The organism is Streptomyces sp. NPDC006997 (genome assembly GCF_040635175.1).
Lineage (GTDB): Bacteria > Actinomycetota > Actinomycetes > Streptomycetales > Streptomycetaceae > Streptomyces.
This window is the reverse complement of the sequence record NZ_JBEYHH010000007.1, coordinates 240,302-257,752: the sequence shown is the minus strand read 5'-3', so window position 1 is coordinate 257,752 and position 17,451 is coordinate 240,302. Positions and strand designations below refer to the sequence as shown.

Annotated in this window: 16 protein-coding genes and 2 pseudogenes; 11 read left to right on the top strand and 7 right to left on the bottom strand. The window is 71.3% G+C overall.

Annotation, left to right across the window (positions count from 1 at the left end):
* Positions 1-647: 647 nt before the first annotated feature.
* A pseudogene (locus ABZ659_RS09890) lies at positions 648-1,061 on the top strand (transposase); the annotation flags it as partial.
* Positions 1,062-1,171: 110 nt separating this feature from the next.
* On the top strand, positions 1,172-1,321 hold the full coding sequence (locus ABZ659_RS09885) for a hypothetical protein (RefSeq protein ID WP_360215715.1): 150 nt from the start codon (positions 1,172-1,174) through the stop codon (positions 1,319-1,321).
* A gap of 404 nt (positions 1,322-1,725) precedes the next feature.
* Here the strand turns inward: ABZ659_RS09885 and ABZ659_RS09880 are convergent, their stop codons facing one another.
* From ABZ659_RS09880 to ABZ659_RS09870, 3 genes are all read right to left on the bottom strand, one after another.
* On the bottom strand, positions 1,726-2,124 hold the full coding sequence (locus ABZ659_RS09880) for a VOC family protein (RefSeq protein WP_360215712.1): 399 nt from the start codon (positions 2,122-2,124) through the stop codon (positions 1,726-1,728).
* Positions 2,121-2,621 (bottom strand): cupin domain-containing protein, encoded by a 501-nt coding sequence (locus ABZ659_RS09875; RefSeq protein ID WP_360215709.1) that lies wholly within the window; start codon positions 2,619-2,621, stop codon positions 2,121-2,123. The genes ABZ659_RS09880 and ABZ659_RS09875 overlap by 4 nt, the downstream gene beginning before the upstream one ends.
* 95 nt (positions 2,622-2,716) lie before the next feature.
* Positions 2,717-3,223: a nuclear transport factor 2 family protein gene (locus ABZ659_RS09870; protein ID WP_360215706.1), complete on the bottom strand. Its 507-nt coding sequence runs from the start codon at positions 3,221-3,223 to the stop codon at positions 2,717-2,719.
* 126 nt (positions 3,224-3,349) lie between these two features.
* Between ABZ659_RS09870 and ABZ659_RS09865 the strand changes: the two genes are divergently transcribed.
* Positions 3,350-4,255 carry a LysR family transcriptional regulator gene (locus ABZ659_RS09865; protein WP_360215703.1) on the top strand — a complete coding sequence of 302 codons (906 nt, stop codon included), beginning with the start codon at positions 3,350-3,352 and terminating at the stop codon, positions 4,253-4,255.
* A 528-nt stretch (positions 4,256-4,783) separates the two neighbouring features.
* Here the strand turns inward: ABZ659_RS09865 and ABZ659_RS09860 are convergent.
* A pseudogene (locus ABZ659_RS09860) lies at positions 4,784-5,085 on the bottom strand (IS3 family transposase); the annotation flags it as partial.
* Positions 5,086-5,567: 482 nt separating this feature from the next.
* On the opposite strand from ABZ659_RS09860, the gene ABZ659_RS09855 reads away from it, so the two are divergent.
* Together ABZ659_RS09855 and ABZ659_RS09850 are read left to right on the top strand one after the other, a co-directional pair.
* Complete coding sequence (locus tag ABZ659_RS09855; protein ID WP_360215700.1) at positions 5,568-6,566, top strand: AbfB domain-containing protein; 999 nt, start codon at positions 5,568-5,570, stop codon at positions 6,564-6,566.
* 68 nt (positions 6,567-6,634) lie between these two features.
* Positions 6,635-8,944: a beta-L-arabinofuranosidase domain-containing protein gene (locus tag ABZ659_RS09850; RefSeq protein ID WP_360215697.1), complete on the top strand. Its 2,310-nt coding sequence runs from the start codon at positions 6,635-6,637 to the stop codon at positions 8,942-8,944.
* 346 nt (positions 8,945-9,290) lie between these two features.
* On the opposite strand, the gene ABZ659_RS09845 is transcribed toward ABZ659_RS09850, so the two are convergent.
* Together ABZ659_RS09845 and ABZ659_RS09840 are read right to left on the bottom strand one after the other, a co-directional pair.
* Positions 9,291-9,575, bottom strand: a complete 285-nt coding sequence (locus ABZ659_RS09845; RefSeq protein WP_360215694.1) for a hypothetical protein — start codon at positions 9,573-9,575, stop codon at positions 9,291-9,293.
* 291 nt (positions 9,576-9,866) lie between these two features.
* On the bottom strand, positions 9,867-10,433 hold the full coding sequence (locus ABZ659_RS09840) for a DUF4383 domain-containing protein (protein ID WP_360215691.1): 567 nt from the start codon (positions 10,431-10,433) through the stop codon (positions 9,867-9,869).
* Positions 10,434-10,614: 181 nt separating this feature from the next.
* Between ABZ659_RS09840 and ABZ659_RS09835 the strand changes: the two genes are divergently transcribed.
* Positions 10,615-12,111, top strand: a complete 1,497-nt coding sequence (locus ABZ659_RS09835) for a cryptochrome/photolyase family protein (protein ID WP_360215739.1) — start codon at positions 10,615-10,617, stop codon at positions 12,109-12,111.
* 87 nt (positions 12,112-12,198) lie between these two features.
* Positions 12,199-13,332 (top strand): polyprenyl synthetase family protein, encoded by a 1,134-nt coding sequence (locus ABZ659_RS09830; RefSeq protein WP_360215688.1) that lies wholly within the window; start codon positions 12,199-12,201, stop codon positions 13,330-13,332.
* 125 nt (positions 13,333-13,457) lie between these two features.
* On the opposite strand, the gene ABZ659_RS09825 is transcribed toward ABZ659_RS09830, so the two are convergent.
* A complete protein-coding gene (locus tag ABZ659_RS09825) occupies positions 13,458-14,462 on the bottom strand; it encodes a MerR family transcriptional regulator (protein ID WP_360215685.1) in 1,005 nt (334 codons plus the stop codon).
* Positions 14,463-14,624: 162 nt separating this feature from the next.
* On the opposite strand from ABZ659_RS09825, the gene ABZ659_RS09820 reads away from it, so the two are divergent.
* The 4 genes from ABZ659_RS09820 (at position 14,625) to ABZ659_RS09805 (ending at position 17,285) form a co-directional block, all read left to right on the top strand.
* On the top strand, positions 14,625-15,233 hold the full coding sequence (locus ABZ659_RS09820) for a sigma-70 family RNA polymerase sigma factor (protein WP_360215682.1): 609 nt from the start codon (positions 14,625-14,627) through the stop codon (positions 15,231-15,233).
* A 104-nt stretch (positions 15,234-15,337) separates the two neighbouring features.
* Positions 15,338-16,174 carry a DUF4397 domain-containing protein gene (locus ABZ659_RS09815; protein WP_360215679.1) on the top strand — a complete coding sequence of 279 codons (837 nt, stop codon included), beginning with the start codon at positions 15,338-15,340 and terminating at the stop codon, positions 16,172-16,174.
* A complete protein-coding gene (locus tag ABZ659_RS09810; protein ID WP_360215676.1) occupies positions 16,167-16,811 on the top strand; it encodes a class F sortase in 645 nt (214 codons plus the stop codon). Before ABZ659_RS09815 ends, ABZ659_RS09810 begins: the two co-directional genes overlap by 8 nt.
* 66 nt (positions 16,812-16,877) lie before the next feature.
* Positions 16,878-17,285, top strand: a complete 408-nt coding sequence (locus tag ABZ659_RS09805; protein ID WP_360215673.1) for a hypothetical protein — start codon at positions 16,878-16,880, stop codon at positions 17,283-17,285.
* Positions 17,286-17,451: the final 166 nt, after the last annotated feature.

Here is a 17,451-nt window from a genome sequence, read left to right as displayed (position 1 = left end):
CGGCTCGACATCCGCGCCCGCTATCTGCTCGATGGTGGTGTCGCTCATGAGGCGTCTCCTTGATCATCGGATCCGCCGATCATTGAACACTCCCGGTGGCAGCTGCGCGGGCGCCGGACGTATGCCTTTGAGCACGCTGGCCTGACGTACGCCTAGTCATAGAGAGGCGGCGCCCGGCGCCTCCGCGGCGGTCATCACTGCCTCAACGGTGACAACCGCGTGGGCGTCGGACGGACGCCTATCGGTTCCCCGGCCCCGACACCCAAGGACAGATCGGCGGCGTCGGCGCCCATGCATCTGTCACCGTTCAGCCGGTGTTGGCGCCCGCTGGCGCTGGACGGACGCCTGACGTCCCTCCCGGCATGCGATGGCTACCGAAAGATCGGCGCCGTCCAGCGCCGCCGGGCGTCAACACCCATCGATTGATCACTCGTTGGTGTTGGTGGTGCGAGCCCGCTCCGTGGTGACCTCTTGTGAAGCCCGAGCCGTCCGAGCTCCCGCAGAGACCGAGGCCCGTGGGACGAGCTGGTGGCGCGAACAGCTACTGAGGTGGCGGACCAGCCAGAAGGGCTGAGTCCTGGGATTAGGTCGCTGCGTGGCCTGCATGAGCTCGTGACCAGCAGGAACAGTACGGCGGAGGGAAAGACTTGATCTACTGCGGAATCGACTGGGCCGAACGCGCGCACGACGTCGCCCTGGTCGACGACAGCGGCCAGTTACTGGCCAAGCGGCACATCACCGACGACGCGGCCGGCTACAAGATCCTGCTGGACCTGCTCGCCGAATACGGCGACACCGAGGAGGACCCGATCCCGGTCGCGATCGAGACCTCCCGCGGTCTGCTCGTCGCAGTGCTGCGGACGGGCAAACGGCAGGTGTTCGCGATCAACCCGATGGCCGCCGCCCGCTACCGCGACCGGCACTCCGTCTCCCGCAAGAAGTCCGACTCCGGTGACGCCTTGGTCTTGGCCAACATTCTGCGCACCGACATGCACGTCTACCGGCCGCTGCCGCAGGACAGCGACCTGGCCCGCGCCCTCGCCATTCTTGCCAGGGCTCAGCACCGCGGACGCCGCCCACACCCAACACGCGATCGGCCGCTGGCTGTGCGACCACGGCGCCCACCACATCGCCGTCTTGAGGGGCAAATCACACTGGCCTGCTCGAGCCGTTGAGGAAACTGCCGTGGGCTGTCATTCCGGTCGACCACAAGGACCGCAGCACAGGCCGGGGCCGGCTCAAGGTCCGGCACCTCAAGACTGTCGCCTTCCGGCACCTCGACTACCCCGGCGCCCGCCAGGCCCTGCGCGTCATGCGCTGAGCCAAGGGCCTGACCAGCAAAAGGATCACCATCGAACGGCGCTACTTCGTCACCAGCCTCCCGCCCGGCGCCGCCACGGGCGAACAGCTCGCCGGCTGGATCCGAGGGCACTGGAAGATCGAGAACCAGCTCCACCACGTCCGCGACACCACCTTCGCCGAGGACGCCTCCACCACCCGGACCGGCAGCCTGCCCCGCGTGATGGCAAGCCTCCGCAACCCCGCCATCAGCGTCTTCCGCCAGGACGGCCGCACCGACATCGCCACCGCTACTCGTCACCACGTCCGCCACCCCAACCGACCGCTGACCGCACTGGGATGGACGTGGTCAACCAGGGCTCGGGTGCTCAACCGGGCGGAACGACAACACGCAATGTCCCTGGTTCATGACCCGCCCGACGCTGCTCAGGCCCAGGTGCGGGAGCACAGCACCAGGCGGTGGCCGTCCGGGTCGGCGATCGTCACACCGTGCTCGTCCCAGTACGGGTTGTGCGCCGTAACGCGGGTACCGCCGGCCGCGACTAGGCGGGCGATCAGGGACTCGTCCGCCGGCTTGCCGAGGTAGACGACGAACAGGTCATCCACCGTCGGGGTCGGTTCCAGCGGCTGCTCCGGGTCGTGTGTCAGCTCGAAGTGCCAGGCGGCGCCGGGCGGGCCGACCATCAGCAGGTCGTGCTGGCCCGGAACGCGCTCGGTCGTGCGCCACAGGACGGCCAGGCCGAGGCCGTCCACGTAGAAACGTGTGGCGGCGGCGAGGTCCCGCGAGGGCCGGGCCACCCGGACTGGGACGGTGGAGTCGATCATGCCGAGACCTCCAGGGCAGCCCGCCAGACGGGGCTGTCGACGTAGTGGTTGTCGAACCGCTCCGCGGAGGCGGCGATCTCCTTCGCGTCGGCCTCGCCACGCATCACCCGGCCGAGCAGGCGCAGGTAGTCAAACCGGCCCATGCCCGGAGTGAAGACGAACAGTACGTCCGCCTCACAGCCGGGCGCCGCGGCGAAGGCGTGCGGGGTGTGGGGCGGCACGGCCAGGAAGTCACCCGCCTCCAGGATGGTGACCTCCTCACCCACCAGCACCTGAAGGGACCCGCTGATCACGAAGAACAGCTCCGTCGCCTTGGTGTGGAAGTGGGCGGGCGCTCCCACGGCCCCCTTGGTGAACGTGGACCGGTAGCTGGTGAAGCCGTCGGTGGTGCTGTCCGAGTCGGCGAGCAGCGTCATCACACTGCTGGGGTCGGCACAGGTCTCGGCCTCGGTGTGACGGGTCAGTACCGGCCGTCCGCCGGTCACTGGGATCTTCATGTCGTGCCCTTTCCAGGGGATCGAGGAATGGTGCAGGGAGTCGAGAGGGCCGTGAGCTCTCCGGGAGGCCCATGTTCGGTTCTGCGGGGCGGGCGTCAACCGAAGATCACGGTGGGTTCGCCGGTGTACCAGGTGTTGTCGATGCGAAGCCGACGGATGACCCAGCGGTCGCCGTCGCGGACCAGGTCGACGTCGTAGGGGTTCTTCAACAGCGCATGTCTGGCGGGGTCGGCACTGAGCAGGTGCTGCGCTTCCACCAGGGCTGTGAGCCGGGCGGTGTCGCCATCGATCGTGATCCGCGTGTTGGTGACCTGGTGTGTGGTGTCCACCCGGCCGGTGAACATGGTCAGAATGGTGGTGACGATGGTGTCGCGCCCGGACATCAGTGGCGGCTTGGCCCCCCATTTCGAGGCGGCCGGGCGGAAGTCCAGCTCGGCGTCAGCGGCGAAGGCCGAGGCGAACAACTCCTTGTCCTTGAGGTCCTGGCCCAGGCCGAAGCGGTAGAGCGCGTCGGTGATCTCCGCCCGGTCCCTGAGCTCCGCGACGACTGCGGAGGTGTCGTGCGCAGGGGCGGTCAGGGCCCGGTCGCGGGTGACGTACATGATGTTCTCTCCTGTACAGGTGAGGTGGCCTTTCAACGCCTCCGATCCTGCTGCGGTCCGGACAGGGCATCAATGCGCACGTGCGCAACGATCGTGAAGCCTCGATTAACGATGGGAAGGTGCGGGATGCTGGAGCGGCACGAGCTGGAGGCGTTCCTGACACTCGCCGAAGAGCTGCACTTCGGCCGCACCGCCGAGCGGCTGCACGTCTCCACTGCCCGGATCAGCCAGACCATCGCCAAACTGGAGCGCCGCATCGGCGTCCCGCTGTTCAACCGCACTAGCCGCCGGGTGGAGCTGTCCCTGCTGGGACGACAGCTGTATGAAGAGACACTCCCCGCCTGGTCCCGGATCACCGACGCGTTCGAGCGGGCCGTCGACGCAGGGAGGGGGCTGACCGGGCTGCTGCGGGTCGCCTTCACGGGGCCGGCGGCAGGCCAGCTGCTGGTCGGGGCGACGCAGGCGTTCCGCACCCGGCACCCCGACTGTGAGGCCCAGATCAAAGAGGCACACCTGCCGCAAGTCCTGCCGTGGCTGCGTAGCGGCCAGGTGGACATCGCGCTGACCTGCCATCCGATGCACGAGGAGGGCATCGTCATGGGGCCGGTCCTGGTGCGGGAGGCACGCATGCTCGCCGTGCCGACAGGGCACCCGTTCGCCCGCCGCGCAACCGTCTCCGTGGAAGATCTGGCTCGCGTGACCGTGCTGCAGATTCCCGAGACGCTGCCGCAGTCCCTGCGCGAGGACCGGGCGCCGAGCCGGACCCCCACGGGGAGACCGATCGCACTCGGTCCGTCGGCCATGACGTTCAACGAGGCGCTGACCTTCGTGGGCGCCGGGGAGGGGGTCTTCGCCGTCGGCGCCCACACCAGGCGCTACTTCGCTCGCCCCGACGTCGCCTATGTCCCCTTCGAGGACGCAGCGCCAGTGGACTGGGGCCTGGTATGGCCCGCCGACGGTGCGACAGCCCGCGTGCGCGCCTTCAGCGAGACAGCACTCAACCTGGTACAGGCACCTGCACCGAACCCCTGACCGTCAGCGACGGCCCGGACGCCGCGCGGGCAGAGCGCGCGAGCACCGGATCGACGACCCGCGGCCCGAGTGCTCTCGACGAAGCCGACCACGCTTCACGCTCGCAGAAATGAGTAGTTCTGGGAGACCGGAGACCTCCGTCGGATCATGTCCGGTTTGCCGCTGATCTTCGTTCTCGCGACCTCTCGACAGACAACTTCCGCACAAGGCCCCTCGCGACAGGTTCTGCGCCATGCCCCAGCTCGCCGAACCGGCCGCTGCCATCGAACGGTTCGACTGTCCCACCTGTGAGGTGCCCGCCGGACGCACCTGCCCGCCTGCGGCGGCAAGGTCGCCCCGCAGCACCACACCCCCGCGCTTCATGCTCGTCCCCCAGCCGGTACGGGCGGACGGAGCGGCCTGGCGTTTCTCGTGGGCGTAATGGGTGGAAGGGGCGATCTTGCAGTCGTGCTCGGTGAGCGTCCTGCAGATCGGCTCGACCCCGCCGAAGCGGTCCCGTATCTCGTCGATGACCGCTACGAGCGCGTGTGTGGCCGGTCGAGCTAGGCCGCGAGGAAACCCGCCGCTGCCTTGAGGATCTCGTTGGCCCGCTTCAGCTCGGCGTTCTCCTTCTTCAGCGCCTTGAGCTGGGCGGACTCCTCCGCTGTCGTCCCTGGACGCGTGCCCGCGTCGACCCCGTGCTGCTTCACCCGGTTCCGCAGCGTCTCCCGCGAGCCGATGCCGAGCTTGTCGGCCACCGTCTGCAGAGCGGCCGTCTCGTTCGGGTAGTCGTCGCGGACCTCGGCGACCATGCGCACCGCACGGCGGCGAAGCTCAAGCGATCCGTTCATGAAATCGAGTCTCCATCCGAGCCGGGCGGTGCATCTCCGGCTCAGCCCCGCTGGGGGCAGTCGCCGACCTGCGGAAGCATCTGGTCGAAGTGCCTGATCCACGGGCCCGTCGTGGCATCCGCCACCCGCGGACGGCCCACTCGCCGCCTCCTGGCTGCGCCGTTCTGTCCGGCGCCGCCTCGACCACGTCGATCGGCGAGTGGGTCGCCGACGCGCCGCAGCGCGTCCTGACCCTGCTCGGGTTCCGCCCCGACCCGCTGACCGGCCTGATCCGCCCACCCCGTGCCACGGTGATCCGTCTCGTCCCTGCCCGCCGCGGACGGCGACTACATCCACCGGCCGATGCCGGACGTCGGGAGCATCGCCTTCGAGACCACCGGCCGCCTTTTGTGACAGAGGCGTTGACCCAGGCAGGTGCAGGATCTATCTTCTGGCCGAGTTTGCGAACGGTGTTCGAAATACCGGCCCGGAGGGAGTACTCCGTGAGACCTGCGCTCGGCCGTCGAACGGTCCTGGGCGTGATCACCGGCTCGGCCGCCGCCGCCCTCACCCGCGTCCCGGCCGGTACCGCCCATCCCGCCGTGCCCGCGTCACCCGGCGTCACGCGCACGAACACCATCGCCGAGCAGCGGGCGCACACCAGCAGTGTGGTGGACGCCCTTACTTGGGCTCCGGAGAGCCACTTAACCAACGGCAAGTGGTCCATCCACTTCGCCGCCGGCGACGCGAACGACATCTGGAGGATCCGGCCGTACGTCCCGCAGTGCACGGCCACGAACCCGGTCACGGGCGCCTGGACGGAGAAGGGCCGCATAGCACTGCCGCTGGACACCTCCTCCCCGGCCGCGACGACCTTCGCCGTCAACGGCGCCCGCTGCCTCTGCCGGGCGCAGCACGACCCGGCCGTCGGTCGGGGCACCAGCCTCTCCATAGCACGGATGCCCAGCCCGTGGGCCGTCACCGGCGCACCGGTCATACTCAGCCGGCCGACGGCATCGTGGGAGACCGCCGGAGCCGAGACGGTCGACGAGGGCCCGGCCGTGACCCAGCGGGGCGGCAAGGTCCTCATGACCTTCTCGGCCAGCGCCACCGCCGCCGACTACCGCAGGGATCGGTTCGTCCGGCACTGGAAGTACCACGCCAGGATCGAGCCGAGCGTCTCGCCGCTGGCCGACTCGCAGTGCCGTGTGATCACCGGGCTCGTCAGCAGCCGCACCGTCTCCCTGAAGTCGGCGCACTTCCCCGGCTACTTCATGCACCCCCGGAACTGCGAGGCGCGGGTGGAGAAGTACGACGTGACGTCGCTGTTCGCCGGTGACGCCTCCTGCACGGACCCGGCCGGCCTCTCCGACGCCGTCGGCGTCTCGTACGAGTCGCACGGCCTCCCGCGCCGCCACCTCCACCACTACGACTACCCGCCGCACGTCCAGCCGCTCGGCACGGCGACCAACCGGGCCGACGCCACCTTCTCCACCCAGTGAGACACAGTTACGTTCCGTCACCACTCGGGCAGCTTCGACGGCCCTCTCTCGTCACGAAAGGGTGCACGATGTCCTTCTCCGTCAGCAGACGGCGCCTCCTTCAAGCCGCCGGGGCCACCGCCGCCGCCTCCGCCACCGGCTCCTTCGTCGGCGCATTCCCCGCCCACGCGGCCGTCCCACCCGCGAAGGCCGACATCGGGGTCTCCGCGCACCCCTTCGCACTCGGCCAGGTCCAGCTCACCGCAAGCCGGTGGCTCGACAACCAGAACCGTACGCGGAACTACCTGCGGTTCGTCGATGTCGACCGCCTGCTGTACAACTTCCGCGCCAACCACCGGCTGTCGACCAACGGAGCGGCGACCAACGGCGGTTGGGACGCGCCGAACTTCCCCTTCCGCACCCACGTCCAGGGGCACTTCCTCACGGCATGGGCCCAGCTGTACGCCGTGACCGGGGACACCGTCTGCCGGGACAAGGCGAACTACATGGTCGCGGAGCTGGCCGAATGCCAGGGCAACAACAACGCCGCCGGTTTCAACGCCGGCTACCTCTCCGGCTACCCGGAGTCCGACTTCACCGCTCTTGAGCAGCGGACCCTGAGTAACGGCAACGTGCCGTACTACACCATCCACAAGACCCTCGCCGGCCTGCTGGACGTATGGCGCCACATCGGCAGCACACAGGCCCGGGACGTGCTGCTCGCCCTGGCGGGGTGGGTCGACTGGCGCACCGGCCGGCTGAGCAGCCGGCAGATGCAGACCATGCTGGGCACCGAGTTCGGCGGCATGAACGCCGTGCTGACCGATCTCTACCAGCAGACAGGCGACGCGCGGTGGCTCACCGTCGCCCGGCGGTTCGACCACGCCGCGGTGTTCGACCCCCTGGCGGCCAACCAGGACCAGCTCAACGGGCTGCACGCCAACACCCAGGTACCCAAGTGGATCGGAGCCGCCCGGGAGTACAAGGCCACCGGCACGACCCGCTACCGGGACATCGCCACCAACGCCTGGAACATGTGTGTCGGCACGCACACCTACGCCATCGGCGGCAACAGCCAGGCAGAGCACTTCCGCGCTCCGAACGCCATCTCCGGCTACCTGAACCGGGACACGTGCGAAAGCTGCAACACCTTCAACATGCTCAGTCTGACGCGGGAGTTGTTCGCGCTGGACCCCGGCCGGGCCGAGCTGTTCGACTACTACGAGCGGGCGTGGCTGAACCAGATGATCGGCCAGCAGAACCCGGCCGACAGCCACGGCCACGTCACCTACTTCACCCCGCTCAACCCGGGAGGCCGACGCGGTGTGGGCCCGGCGTGGGGCGGCGGCACCTGGAGCACCGACTACGGCACGTTCTGGTGCTGCCAGGGCACGGGCCTGGAGATGCACACCCGGCTGATGGACTCCGTCTACTTCCGCAGCGACAACACGCTGATCGTGAACCTGTTCGTGCCCTCGGTGCTCAACTGGTCGGAGCGCGGCATCACGGTCACCCAGACCACGTCATACCCGAACAGTGACACCACGACCCTGCAGGTCACTGGCAACGTCAGCGGAACGTGGGCGATGCGCATCCGCATCCCGGCCTGGACCACCGGGGCGACCGTCAGCGTCAACGGCACGGCGCAGAACCTCGCCGCCACACCCGGCACATACGCCACGCTGAGCCGCTCGTGGACCTCCGGTGACACGGTCACCGTCCGCCTGCCCATGCGGATCGTCATGCGAGCGGCCAACGACAACCCGGACGTCGCCGCGATCGCCTACGGCCCGGTGGTCCTGTCCGGCAACTACGGCGACTCCACGCTCAGCTCCCTCCCGTCGCTGAACACGTCCTCGATCACCCGGACCAGCAGCAGCTCGCTCGCCTTCACCGCCACGGCTAACGGCTCCCCCGTCAGCCTGGGCCCGTTCCACGACGCGCACGGCCACAACTACACCGTCTACTGGAACACCGGCGGCAGCACCGTCCGTCTCGCCAACGCCGGCAGCGGTCTGGTACTGGGCATCCAGGACATGTCGACCGCCGACGGTGGCCGCGCCCTGCAGTGGTACGACTCGGGCACCGCCGACCACAACTGGCATGTGATCAGCGACGGAAACGCGGTCCGCTTCCGCAATGCCCACAGCGGCAAGGTGCTCGGCGTCCAGGGCATGTCCACGACCGACGGCGCGACCATCCTGCAGTGGTCGGACAACGGCACCGCCGACCACCGATGGACGCTGCTCGACCAGGGAGACGGAACCTACAAGATCCGCAACTCGCACAGCGGCAAGCTGCTCGCCATCGCGAACAACTCCACCGCTGTGGGCGCGTTCGCGGTCCAGGACTCGGACAACGGCACCGCCGACAACCGGTGGCGCATCCTGAGGGACTGATACCGCAGCGGATGGAATCCCGGGCGGTCCTCCGTGGCGTCCGTGAGTTCGGCGTCGAGGCGCAAGGCGCCGGTCCACAGCGCATGGGGCCGTCCGTGCCCAGACCGTTCGAGAACAGCGGGCTGTACGGTGCGCACCGGCTCCCCGAGTCCGACAGCCAAGGAAATCCGATCCGGTAAACGGAATGGGGGACGGTCCAGTCGATTGACAACCCGAAGTGGGGTGGCGAGACCTCGGCGCCCGGTCCGGCGACAACGGCTCGACCCGCGCCCACTGCGCATCACTCAACAACACGCTCCGACGAACGATCCGCACCTTCCAAGGCAACGGCTGTCCGCTGCACCGATCAGACGGGCCGCAGAACCTGATCAGACTCTGCGGAAGCGGCCACGGCGAACTCGGCGAAGCCCATGTTGCCGAGCGTCACGTTCACATGGACCGCGTGCACCGCGGCGGGCGCGGCCCGGAACTCCCGGGGCTCCGGCGACTCGATGAGCTCCTGATAGTAGACGGGATCAAGATCAGCCTCGTCCTCCCAGACCGTCGTCAAAGCCAGCAGCGCCCGCGTCGGCGACTGCATCGTGTGACGGTCTGCGAGGAAAACGACACTCAGATGCTCGTCTTCGCCCACCGCGGCGAGAACCTCATCAGCTGTCGCCCCCGACCAAGCACGCGCATCAACCACCCGCACACCTGCGGGAGACTCGCCGTCCGGCCCCCACGGCCAGGCAGTACTCGCTCAGGGCCCTCCGGCATGGTCATGCCCAGGACTCTCCCATGCCGCACCGACACCCGGCCCCCTCAGAAGTGATCCGGAAGTAGCGCCCCCGCGGCGGAGGTGGCGCCGGCGCCGAAAAGCGGCAGGTCCGCGATATCGGTGGCCGCCCCCGCCCACGGCGAGGACGGTCAGACGCCCCGGCGCTCACACTCCGCTGGCGCCCTCGCCGCCGCTCTGCCCGGCGGGCAGCGAGCGCCCGTTCCCTCCCGCGTCCGGCAGGGCGGGGGCCTCGTCGTGCTCGCGCGCCGCCCGCGCGAGATGGCGGCGCTGCCGGTAGGGGTTGTCGGGTGGCAACTTGCTCGACACCCGGCCGTACATGCCGAACGTGGCGATGACCAGCCCCATGACGAAGCTGAAGATGACGTTCGTCATCCCGAAGTCGAGGAAGTTGGCCGGACGGTCCAGGACGAAGAGGTGGAAGAGGCCGCTCAGGACGAAGAGCGTGCCGACCGTCATGTTGAGGACGGACGCGAAGTTGCCCCCGACCACCGCTCCGACGAGCAGCGTCAGACCGAAGACGGCCGAGAGGGAGCTGAGCGCGACGTTGGTGGTCAGGCCGGCGATCGTGTCGCCCGCCGTGTCGAACGGGCTCAGCGCGTCGGCGAAGCCGAGACCCGCGAAGACCAACAGGACGAGCCCGCAGAACCCGGCCCCGTAGCGGTAGACGGTGGCCAGATGGTGATCGACGGGCAACTCATCTCTTAGCTTCATGCCCGCCTTTCGTTGGATATGACCGCTTTGGATGCGTGAGGGACCGTCGCGCGTCGCCCGCGTCCACCGGACGGCCACCGGGATGATGCGCGACCTCGCCCGGGACGTGATGCTGGTCCCACCAGCCCCCAGCCCAAGCCCCAGCCCCGTCCGGGCCGTGGAGACTGAGGAGACACCCGCCGTGCACTGGCTCTTTGGCGACCAACTCGGCCCCCACTTCCTCACCCGGGGAGAAGAGGGACCCGACCGCGACACCCCGCTCCTCATGATCGAGGCCCGCTCCGTGTTCCGGCGGCGCCGCTTCCACCGGGCCAAGGCCCACCTGGTGCTGTCCGCGATGCGCCACCGCGCGGCCGAACTCGGCGACCGCGTCACGTACGTGCATGCCGACACCTACCGCCAGGGCCTGGACCGGGCCGCCTCGGGACATCCGGTCACCGTGCACCACCCCACCTCCCACGCGGCCCTCGGGCTGGTGCGGGCGCTGCCCCGGGTGTCGGTGGGCCCCGCCCGCGGGTTCCTCGTGCCGATGGCCGACTTCGCCGCGTGGGCGGACCACCACGGCGGAACGGGTCTGCGGCAGGAGGACTTCTACCGCTGGGTCCGCCGGGGGCACGACCTGCTCATGGACGGCGACCAGCCCGCGGCGGGCCGGTGGAACCTCGACCACGACAACCGGGAGCCCCCGCCCCGTGACACCGCGGCCCTCCAGGTCGGGCGCCCCTACCGGCCTCGGGAGGACGAGATCGACGAGGAGGTCCGCGACGACCTCGACCGCTGGGAACGCGACGGCGACGTCCGCTTCGTCGGGCGGGACGGTCCGCGCCTGTTCCCCGCGACCCGCGCGGAGGCGCTACGGGCCCTGCGGCGCTTCGTCGAGCACCGCCTGGCCACGTTCGGCCCCTACGAGGACGCCATGCTCGCCGCCGACCCCGTCATGAGCCACAGCCTGCTCTCCTCCTCCCTGAACCTCGGCCTCCTCGACCCCGCCGAGTGCGTCCAGCAGGCCGAGGGCGCGTGGCGCGCGGGCCGGGCGCCGCTGAACAGCGTCGAGGGCTTCGTACGGCAGATCGCCGGCTGGCGCGAGTACGTCTGGCAGCTCTACTGGTACTTCGGTGCGGACTACCGGCGCTCCAACGCCCTGGGGCACACCGCCCCGCTGCCCGACTGGTGGAGCGACCTGGACGCGGACGCCGTCCGGGCGAACTGCCTGCGCACCGTCCTGGCCCAGGTGCGGGACACGGGCTGGACGCACCACATCCCCCGGCTGATGGTCCTCGGCAGTCACGCCCTCCAGCGTGGCTGGCACCCGGCCGCGGTCACGGACTGGTTCCACCGCTGTTTCGTGGACGGCTACGACTGGGTCATGGTCCCGAACGTCGTGGGCATGTCCCAGTACGCCGACGGAGGGCGCATGACGACCAAGCCCTACACCTCGGGCGGCGCCTACGTGCACCGCATGAGCGACCTGTGCGGCCCCTGCGTCTACCGGCCCGGCGATCGCACCGGCGACCAGGCCTGCCCCTACACCGCCGGCTACTGGGCGTTCCTCGACCGGCACCGGGAGCGGCTGGCCCGCAACCACCGGGTCGCCCGGCCGGTACGGCAACTCGACCGCCTCACCGATCTCGCGGACGTCCGCGCACAGGAGCGCGCGCGGGGTGACACACCGCCGTGAGTACGGGACAGCGGTCGGTGCATCCCTGGAAGGGCGCCGGGCGGAAGGAGGGCCGTGCGGACAACCAAGAGTGAGAAGGGGCCGTGTATGCCTGGACTGCCGCCGGTGACGGCCCCACCGGCCGAACCCGTGGACGCCCCTCTCGCGGCGGCCGACGCCGTGGGCACCGTCCTCGGACAGGTACTCGACGAACGGCTGCGTCTCTCCCGTGCCGTCGACCCCGTCTTCGGCCGGGAGCTGGCCGACCGCCTCGCCACGCTGGCCACGCGGGGCGGCAAGCGGCTGCGCACCGCGTTCGCCCACTGCGGCTGGCGCGCCGCGGGCGGCTCGGGAGACCCCACCGCCGTGCTGCGTACGGGAGCCGCCCTCGAACTGCTCCAGGCCTGTGCCCTGATACACGACGACGTGATGGACGGGTCGGTGCGGCGACGCGGCGTACCGGCCCTGCACGTCCAGCTCGCCCGCGGGCACTGGGCGGCGGGTATGCACGGCTCCTCGGAGTCCTTCGGCACGTCGGCCGCCGTCCTCGCCGGTGACCTGGCGCTCGCCTGGGCGGACGACCTGCTGGCCGAGACGGCACTCGGTACGCCGCACGGCGCGCGCCTGCACGAGGAGTGGCGGGCGATGCGCACCGAGATGGTCGCCGGACAGTACCGGGACCTGCACGCCCAGGCCGCCCGGTCCTCCGGGGTCGACGAGGCGCTGACCATCGCCACCCTGAAGAGCGCCCTCTACACCGTCGCCCGGCCGCTCGCGCTGGGCGCGTGCCTCGCCGGAGCCGAGGAGCGGGTGCTGGACGCGCTGCGGGCGGCCGGCCGGTGCGCCGGGCTGGCCTTCCAACTGCGCAACGACCTCGTGGGGGCCTTCGGCGACCCGGCGCAGACCGGCGAGCCGGCCGACGACGACCTGCGCTCCCGCAAGCTCACGTACCTCCTCGCCGTCGCCGTCCGTCTCGCCGACGCGGGCGACGACCGCCAGGCCGCCGCGGCGCTGGCGCCGGACGCGGACCTGCGGTCCGGGAGCGCCGTGCGGCAGGCGCGGTCCGCGCTGCGGCGCACCGGCGCCCGGGAGGTGGTGGAGGCGAAGATCGAGGAGCTGGCCGACCTGGCCCTGACGCACTTCGACCGCTCCGGCGCGCCCCCGGCCGCACGGCACGGGTTCGCCGCGCTGGTCGAGCGCGCGACGGGCGCGGTCCCGAGCGCGGAGGAGGAGGTCGCGTGAGACGGTGCCCGCGCCGACCGGTCATGTCGTCCTGCTGACCTCCGAGGTGTCCGCGATGCCCGACGCCACCCCGCGAGGCGCGCCGGGCCGGTACGACGCCGGCCGCCGTAAGCCCCGGTCCGGTGTCACGGGGACACCGACGACTCCACAGCGGCGACCGCCTCGGCGAGCCCCGAGGGGCGCGCCAGACCGGCCACCGCCTGCCCGGCCCAACCGGGGCCCAGGGTCAGGACGACCGCCCTGCGACGGGCGCCGCGCACGCCCCACTCCATCGCGGCCACGTACTGGGCCAGCGGCCGACTGGCCGTCGTGCGCGACTGCGCCCAGAGGCCCACCACGGCCGGCCCGGTCCTGCGCACCGCCGCGACGAGCGACTCGACGGGGAGGGCGCCGCCGAACATCCGCACCGGGACGCCCCGCTCCGTCAGCGCCGCGGACAGGACCTCCAACGGCAGGGTGTGGTTCTCCCCCGGCACGCAGGCGAGCACCGTGGTGGCGCCGGGCCGGTCCGGCACCGTGTGGGCGGTGGCGCGCCGGAGCGCGCCGGAGACGTGCCAGGACAGGAAGTGCTCGACCTCGACGTACTTCTCGCCCGAGGTCTCCCACTTGCGGCCGACGGCCCGGAGCGTCGGCATGATCACCTCGGTCCAGGCGGCGACCAGCCCGTGTTCGGCGATCGCGCCGAGCAGGAGTTCGTCCAGGACCGCGGCGTCCAGACGCAGGGCGGCCCGGGCGATTCCCCTGCACTCCTGACGTGCGTCGCCGAGTTGCAGGCCGCTTCCCGCCCGGCTCCGGTGCCGGGCCGTCCCGGGGCGTGGACCGGCGGCAGCGGGGGGCTGGGACACGGCCGGTGACGTCTCGCTGCGCGCGATCCGGGCCGCCTCGGCCGGCGGCAGCCCGGTCACCGTCAGCGCGCACATGCGCTCCAGCCTCGCCACGTCCGCAGCCGTCCAGCGGCGGTGCCGGCCGCCCGTGTGCTCTTCGGGCCCGAGCCCGTACCGGCGGTCCCACGTGCGGACCGTCGTGGGCGCCACCCCCAGACGCCGTGCCACCTCGCCGGTGGTCAGGCCACCACCGTGCGGGCCGCCCTCGTCGACCTGGTCCTCACCGTTTCCCGTGCGCTCGCTCATCCTCCCACTGTACGACGCACAAACGACGCATGTTGTCTGCGTCGTTTGTGCGTCCAACACTGAAACCACGCGCACGGCAGCCACCCGGGGCAGACCGGCAGACCTGTCGGCCGGTGGACGGCTTCTTCCGTCCCCGTACGACGCACGGCAGGAGGAACGGCCATGAACACCCACACCCGACCGACCACCACCCTCGTCCCGCCCGTGGAGGAGACCCGGTACGAGGAGGAACTGGCTCACGGTCTCGTCGACTCCGACGAGGAGGCGTTCGCGGCCATCTACCGGCACTGGGGCTCACTCGTGCACACCATGGCCACCCGCTCCCTCGGCGACACGCACGAGGCCGAGGACGTCACCCAGCAGGTCTTCGTCGGTGCCTGGCGGGGACGGCACGGCTTCCGGCCCGAGCGTGGTCCGCTCGGCGCCTGGCTGGTCGGCATCACACGCCGCAAGATCGTCGACGCGCTGGCGGCCAGGACCCGGCGGCTGTCCCTGGTCGAGTCGGCCGCGCGCAACGCCGGGCCCGCCCGGCCCACCCAGCCGGCGCCGGACGACGTACTCGACCGGGTGCTGCTCGTCGACGCCCTGGCCCGGTTGCCGCAGGCCCAGCGGGAGGTGCTGTGCATGGCCTTCTACGAGGACCTGACGCAGGTTCAGATCGCGGAGCGCACCGGGGTGCCCCTGGGCACGGTCAAGAGCCACGCCCGACGCGGCCTGCACCGTCTGCGCACGGCCGTCGATCTGGGCGACGCACCCGGCACGGACTCCTGACCGGCGGAAGCGGTGCCGCGGGCGCATCCATGGCACCGCCCACCCGCGAAACAACATCGAGACTCCCCCACCAGGCGGAGAACCTCCACGAAGGAATGATCGCCATGACTGCCAGGACCACCATCGCCATCGCCGCCACGGCCGGGGCCTGCGCCCTCGCCCTCGGCACCACCGCACCCGCCCTGGCGGGCCCCGGACAGGCTGAGGACAAGGGCATGGTGTCCGTGTTCCACGGCATCCCCGGCATGACAGTCGACGTCTACGCCAACGGCGAGGAGCTGCTCAGCGACTTCGAGCCCGGGACCGTGACGGACCCCCAGTCCCTTGACGCGGGTACCTACGACATCCAGGTCTTCGAAGCCGGCCAGGACCCCGAGGGCACACCCGCCCTGGAAGAACAGGTGAAGGTGCCCGAGGGCGGCAACGCCACCGTCGCCGCCCACCTCTCCGCCGACGGCGAGCCCCGGCTGACGGCGTTCGCCAACGACGTCTCGACGGTGGACGCGGGCAAGGCGCGTCTGACGGTGCGCCATGTCGCGGCCGCCCCCGCCGTGGACGTCCGGGCGGGCGGGCAGCCCGTCTTCACCGACCTCACCAACCCCAACGAGGACACCGCGGTCGTCGACGCGGGCAGCGTGACCGCCGACGTCGTCCTCGCCGGCACGGACACCGTGGCTGTCGGCCCGGCCGACCTGAACCTCAAGGAGGGTACGAGCAACGTCGTCTACGCCTGGGGCAGCGCCGAGGACAAGAACCTGGCTCTGGCCACCCAGACCTTCAGCGGCATGGAGTCGACGCCCACCACGGTGCACGCGGGCGTCAGCGGGGCCGCCGTCACCCCGAACTCCTCCGACCAGTGGCTGACCTGGGTCGCGGCAGCCGGGGTGATCACCGCGACGGGTGCCCTGGTGGCGCGCCGGATCGCCGTCCGACGTGGCTGAGGCCACGCGACGGCTGACCGCACTGGCGACGGCGGCTGCCGCCCTGGCAGCCGTCCTCGCCGTTTCAGGCCAGCCGTCAAAGCCCGCGACGGCACCGGCCGACTTCGGGGCGGCGCTTCCGCGGCAGACGGCCGCGACGACCCCGCCGCCCGGCACGGCGGAGTCACGGTCCGACACCGCTGCCGACGTCGCGCCGCCCCAGCGCGTCCGGATCGGCGAGGTCGGCCTCGACGCCCGGGTACGAGCGGTCGGCGTGACCGGACAGGGAAGCGTGACCGTCCCCGGCGACCCCTCCGTGGCCGGCTGGTACCGCTACGGCCCGGCCCCCGGCAGCCCCAGGGGATCGGCCGTGCTCGTCGGGCACGTGGACAGCGAGACGGGCGCGCTCGGCGAGTTCGCCGCGCTCTACGAGGTGCGGCCCGGCGCCCGCGTCGAGGTCCGGCGGGCGGAGGCGGCGCCGGTCGTCTTCCGCGTCGTCTCGCGCACCACCGTACCCAAGGACGACCTGCCGCCCTCCGCGTTCCGCCGGACGGGCGACCCGGTCCTCACGTTGATCACGTGCGCTCCGCCGTTCGAACCTGAGCGCGGGGGCTACCTGGCCAACCTCATCGTCACGGCGGAGCCGGTGCCGGGGTGACGGCGCTCCGCCCCCGCGCGGGCGGCGGCTACCGGCGAAGACGAAGCCCGAGAACAGGAGGGCGCAGTGGGCCACGTTGACCCGTCGCACCTGGTGGAGCTGGCACTCGGTCACCCGAGCGGCGAGACCGACGACAGCGATCTGCGGCATGTCGCGGCGTGCCCGCGCTGCCGCGACGAACTGGCGCGCATGACCCGTGTGGTGACCGCGGCGCGCGGCGCGGAGGTGTCGGACCTGTCGGCGGCTCCGCCCGGGCACCTGTGGCAGCGCGTCGCCCAGGAAGCGCTGCGGGAGGCCGACGAGTCGCCGTGCCCCGGGGAGCGTCCCGCTCGCCGGGGCACCCTCGGGCGGGCCCGCGGCGTCCGCGCACTCCTCCTGACCGCCGCCGCCCGTCTCGTCCGGTGGTTACGGATCGGGTCGGGTCGCCTACCCGTCCGGTGGCGCAAGCCCCCGTGGCGGCGCCGCGCGTGCTGAACCTGCCGCCTGCGGTCAGCGCCTCCCCCGCGCACAACCGCGGCAGCCACTGCCGCTTCTGGTGGTCCATGGTCTCGTCGGTCCTCCGGCGGCGAGGGTTCAGGGCGGTCGGGGTGCGGGTCGGGCGGGCTGGGGCGGCGACGCCCGGCCCGCTGTCGGCCAGCCG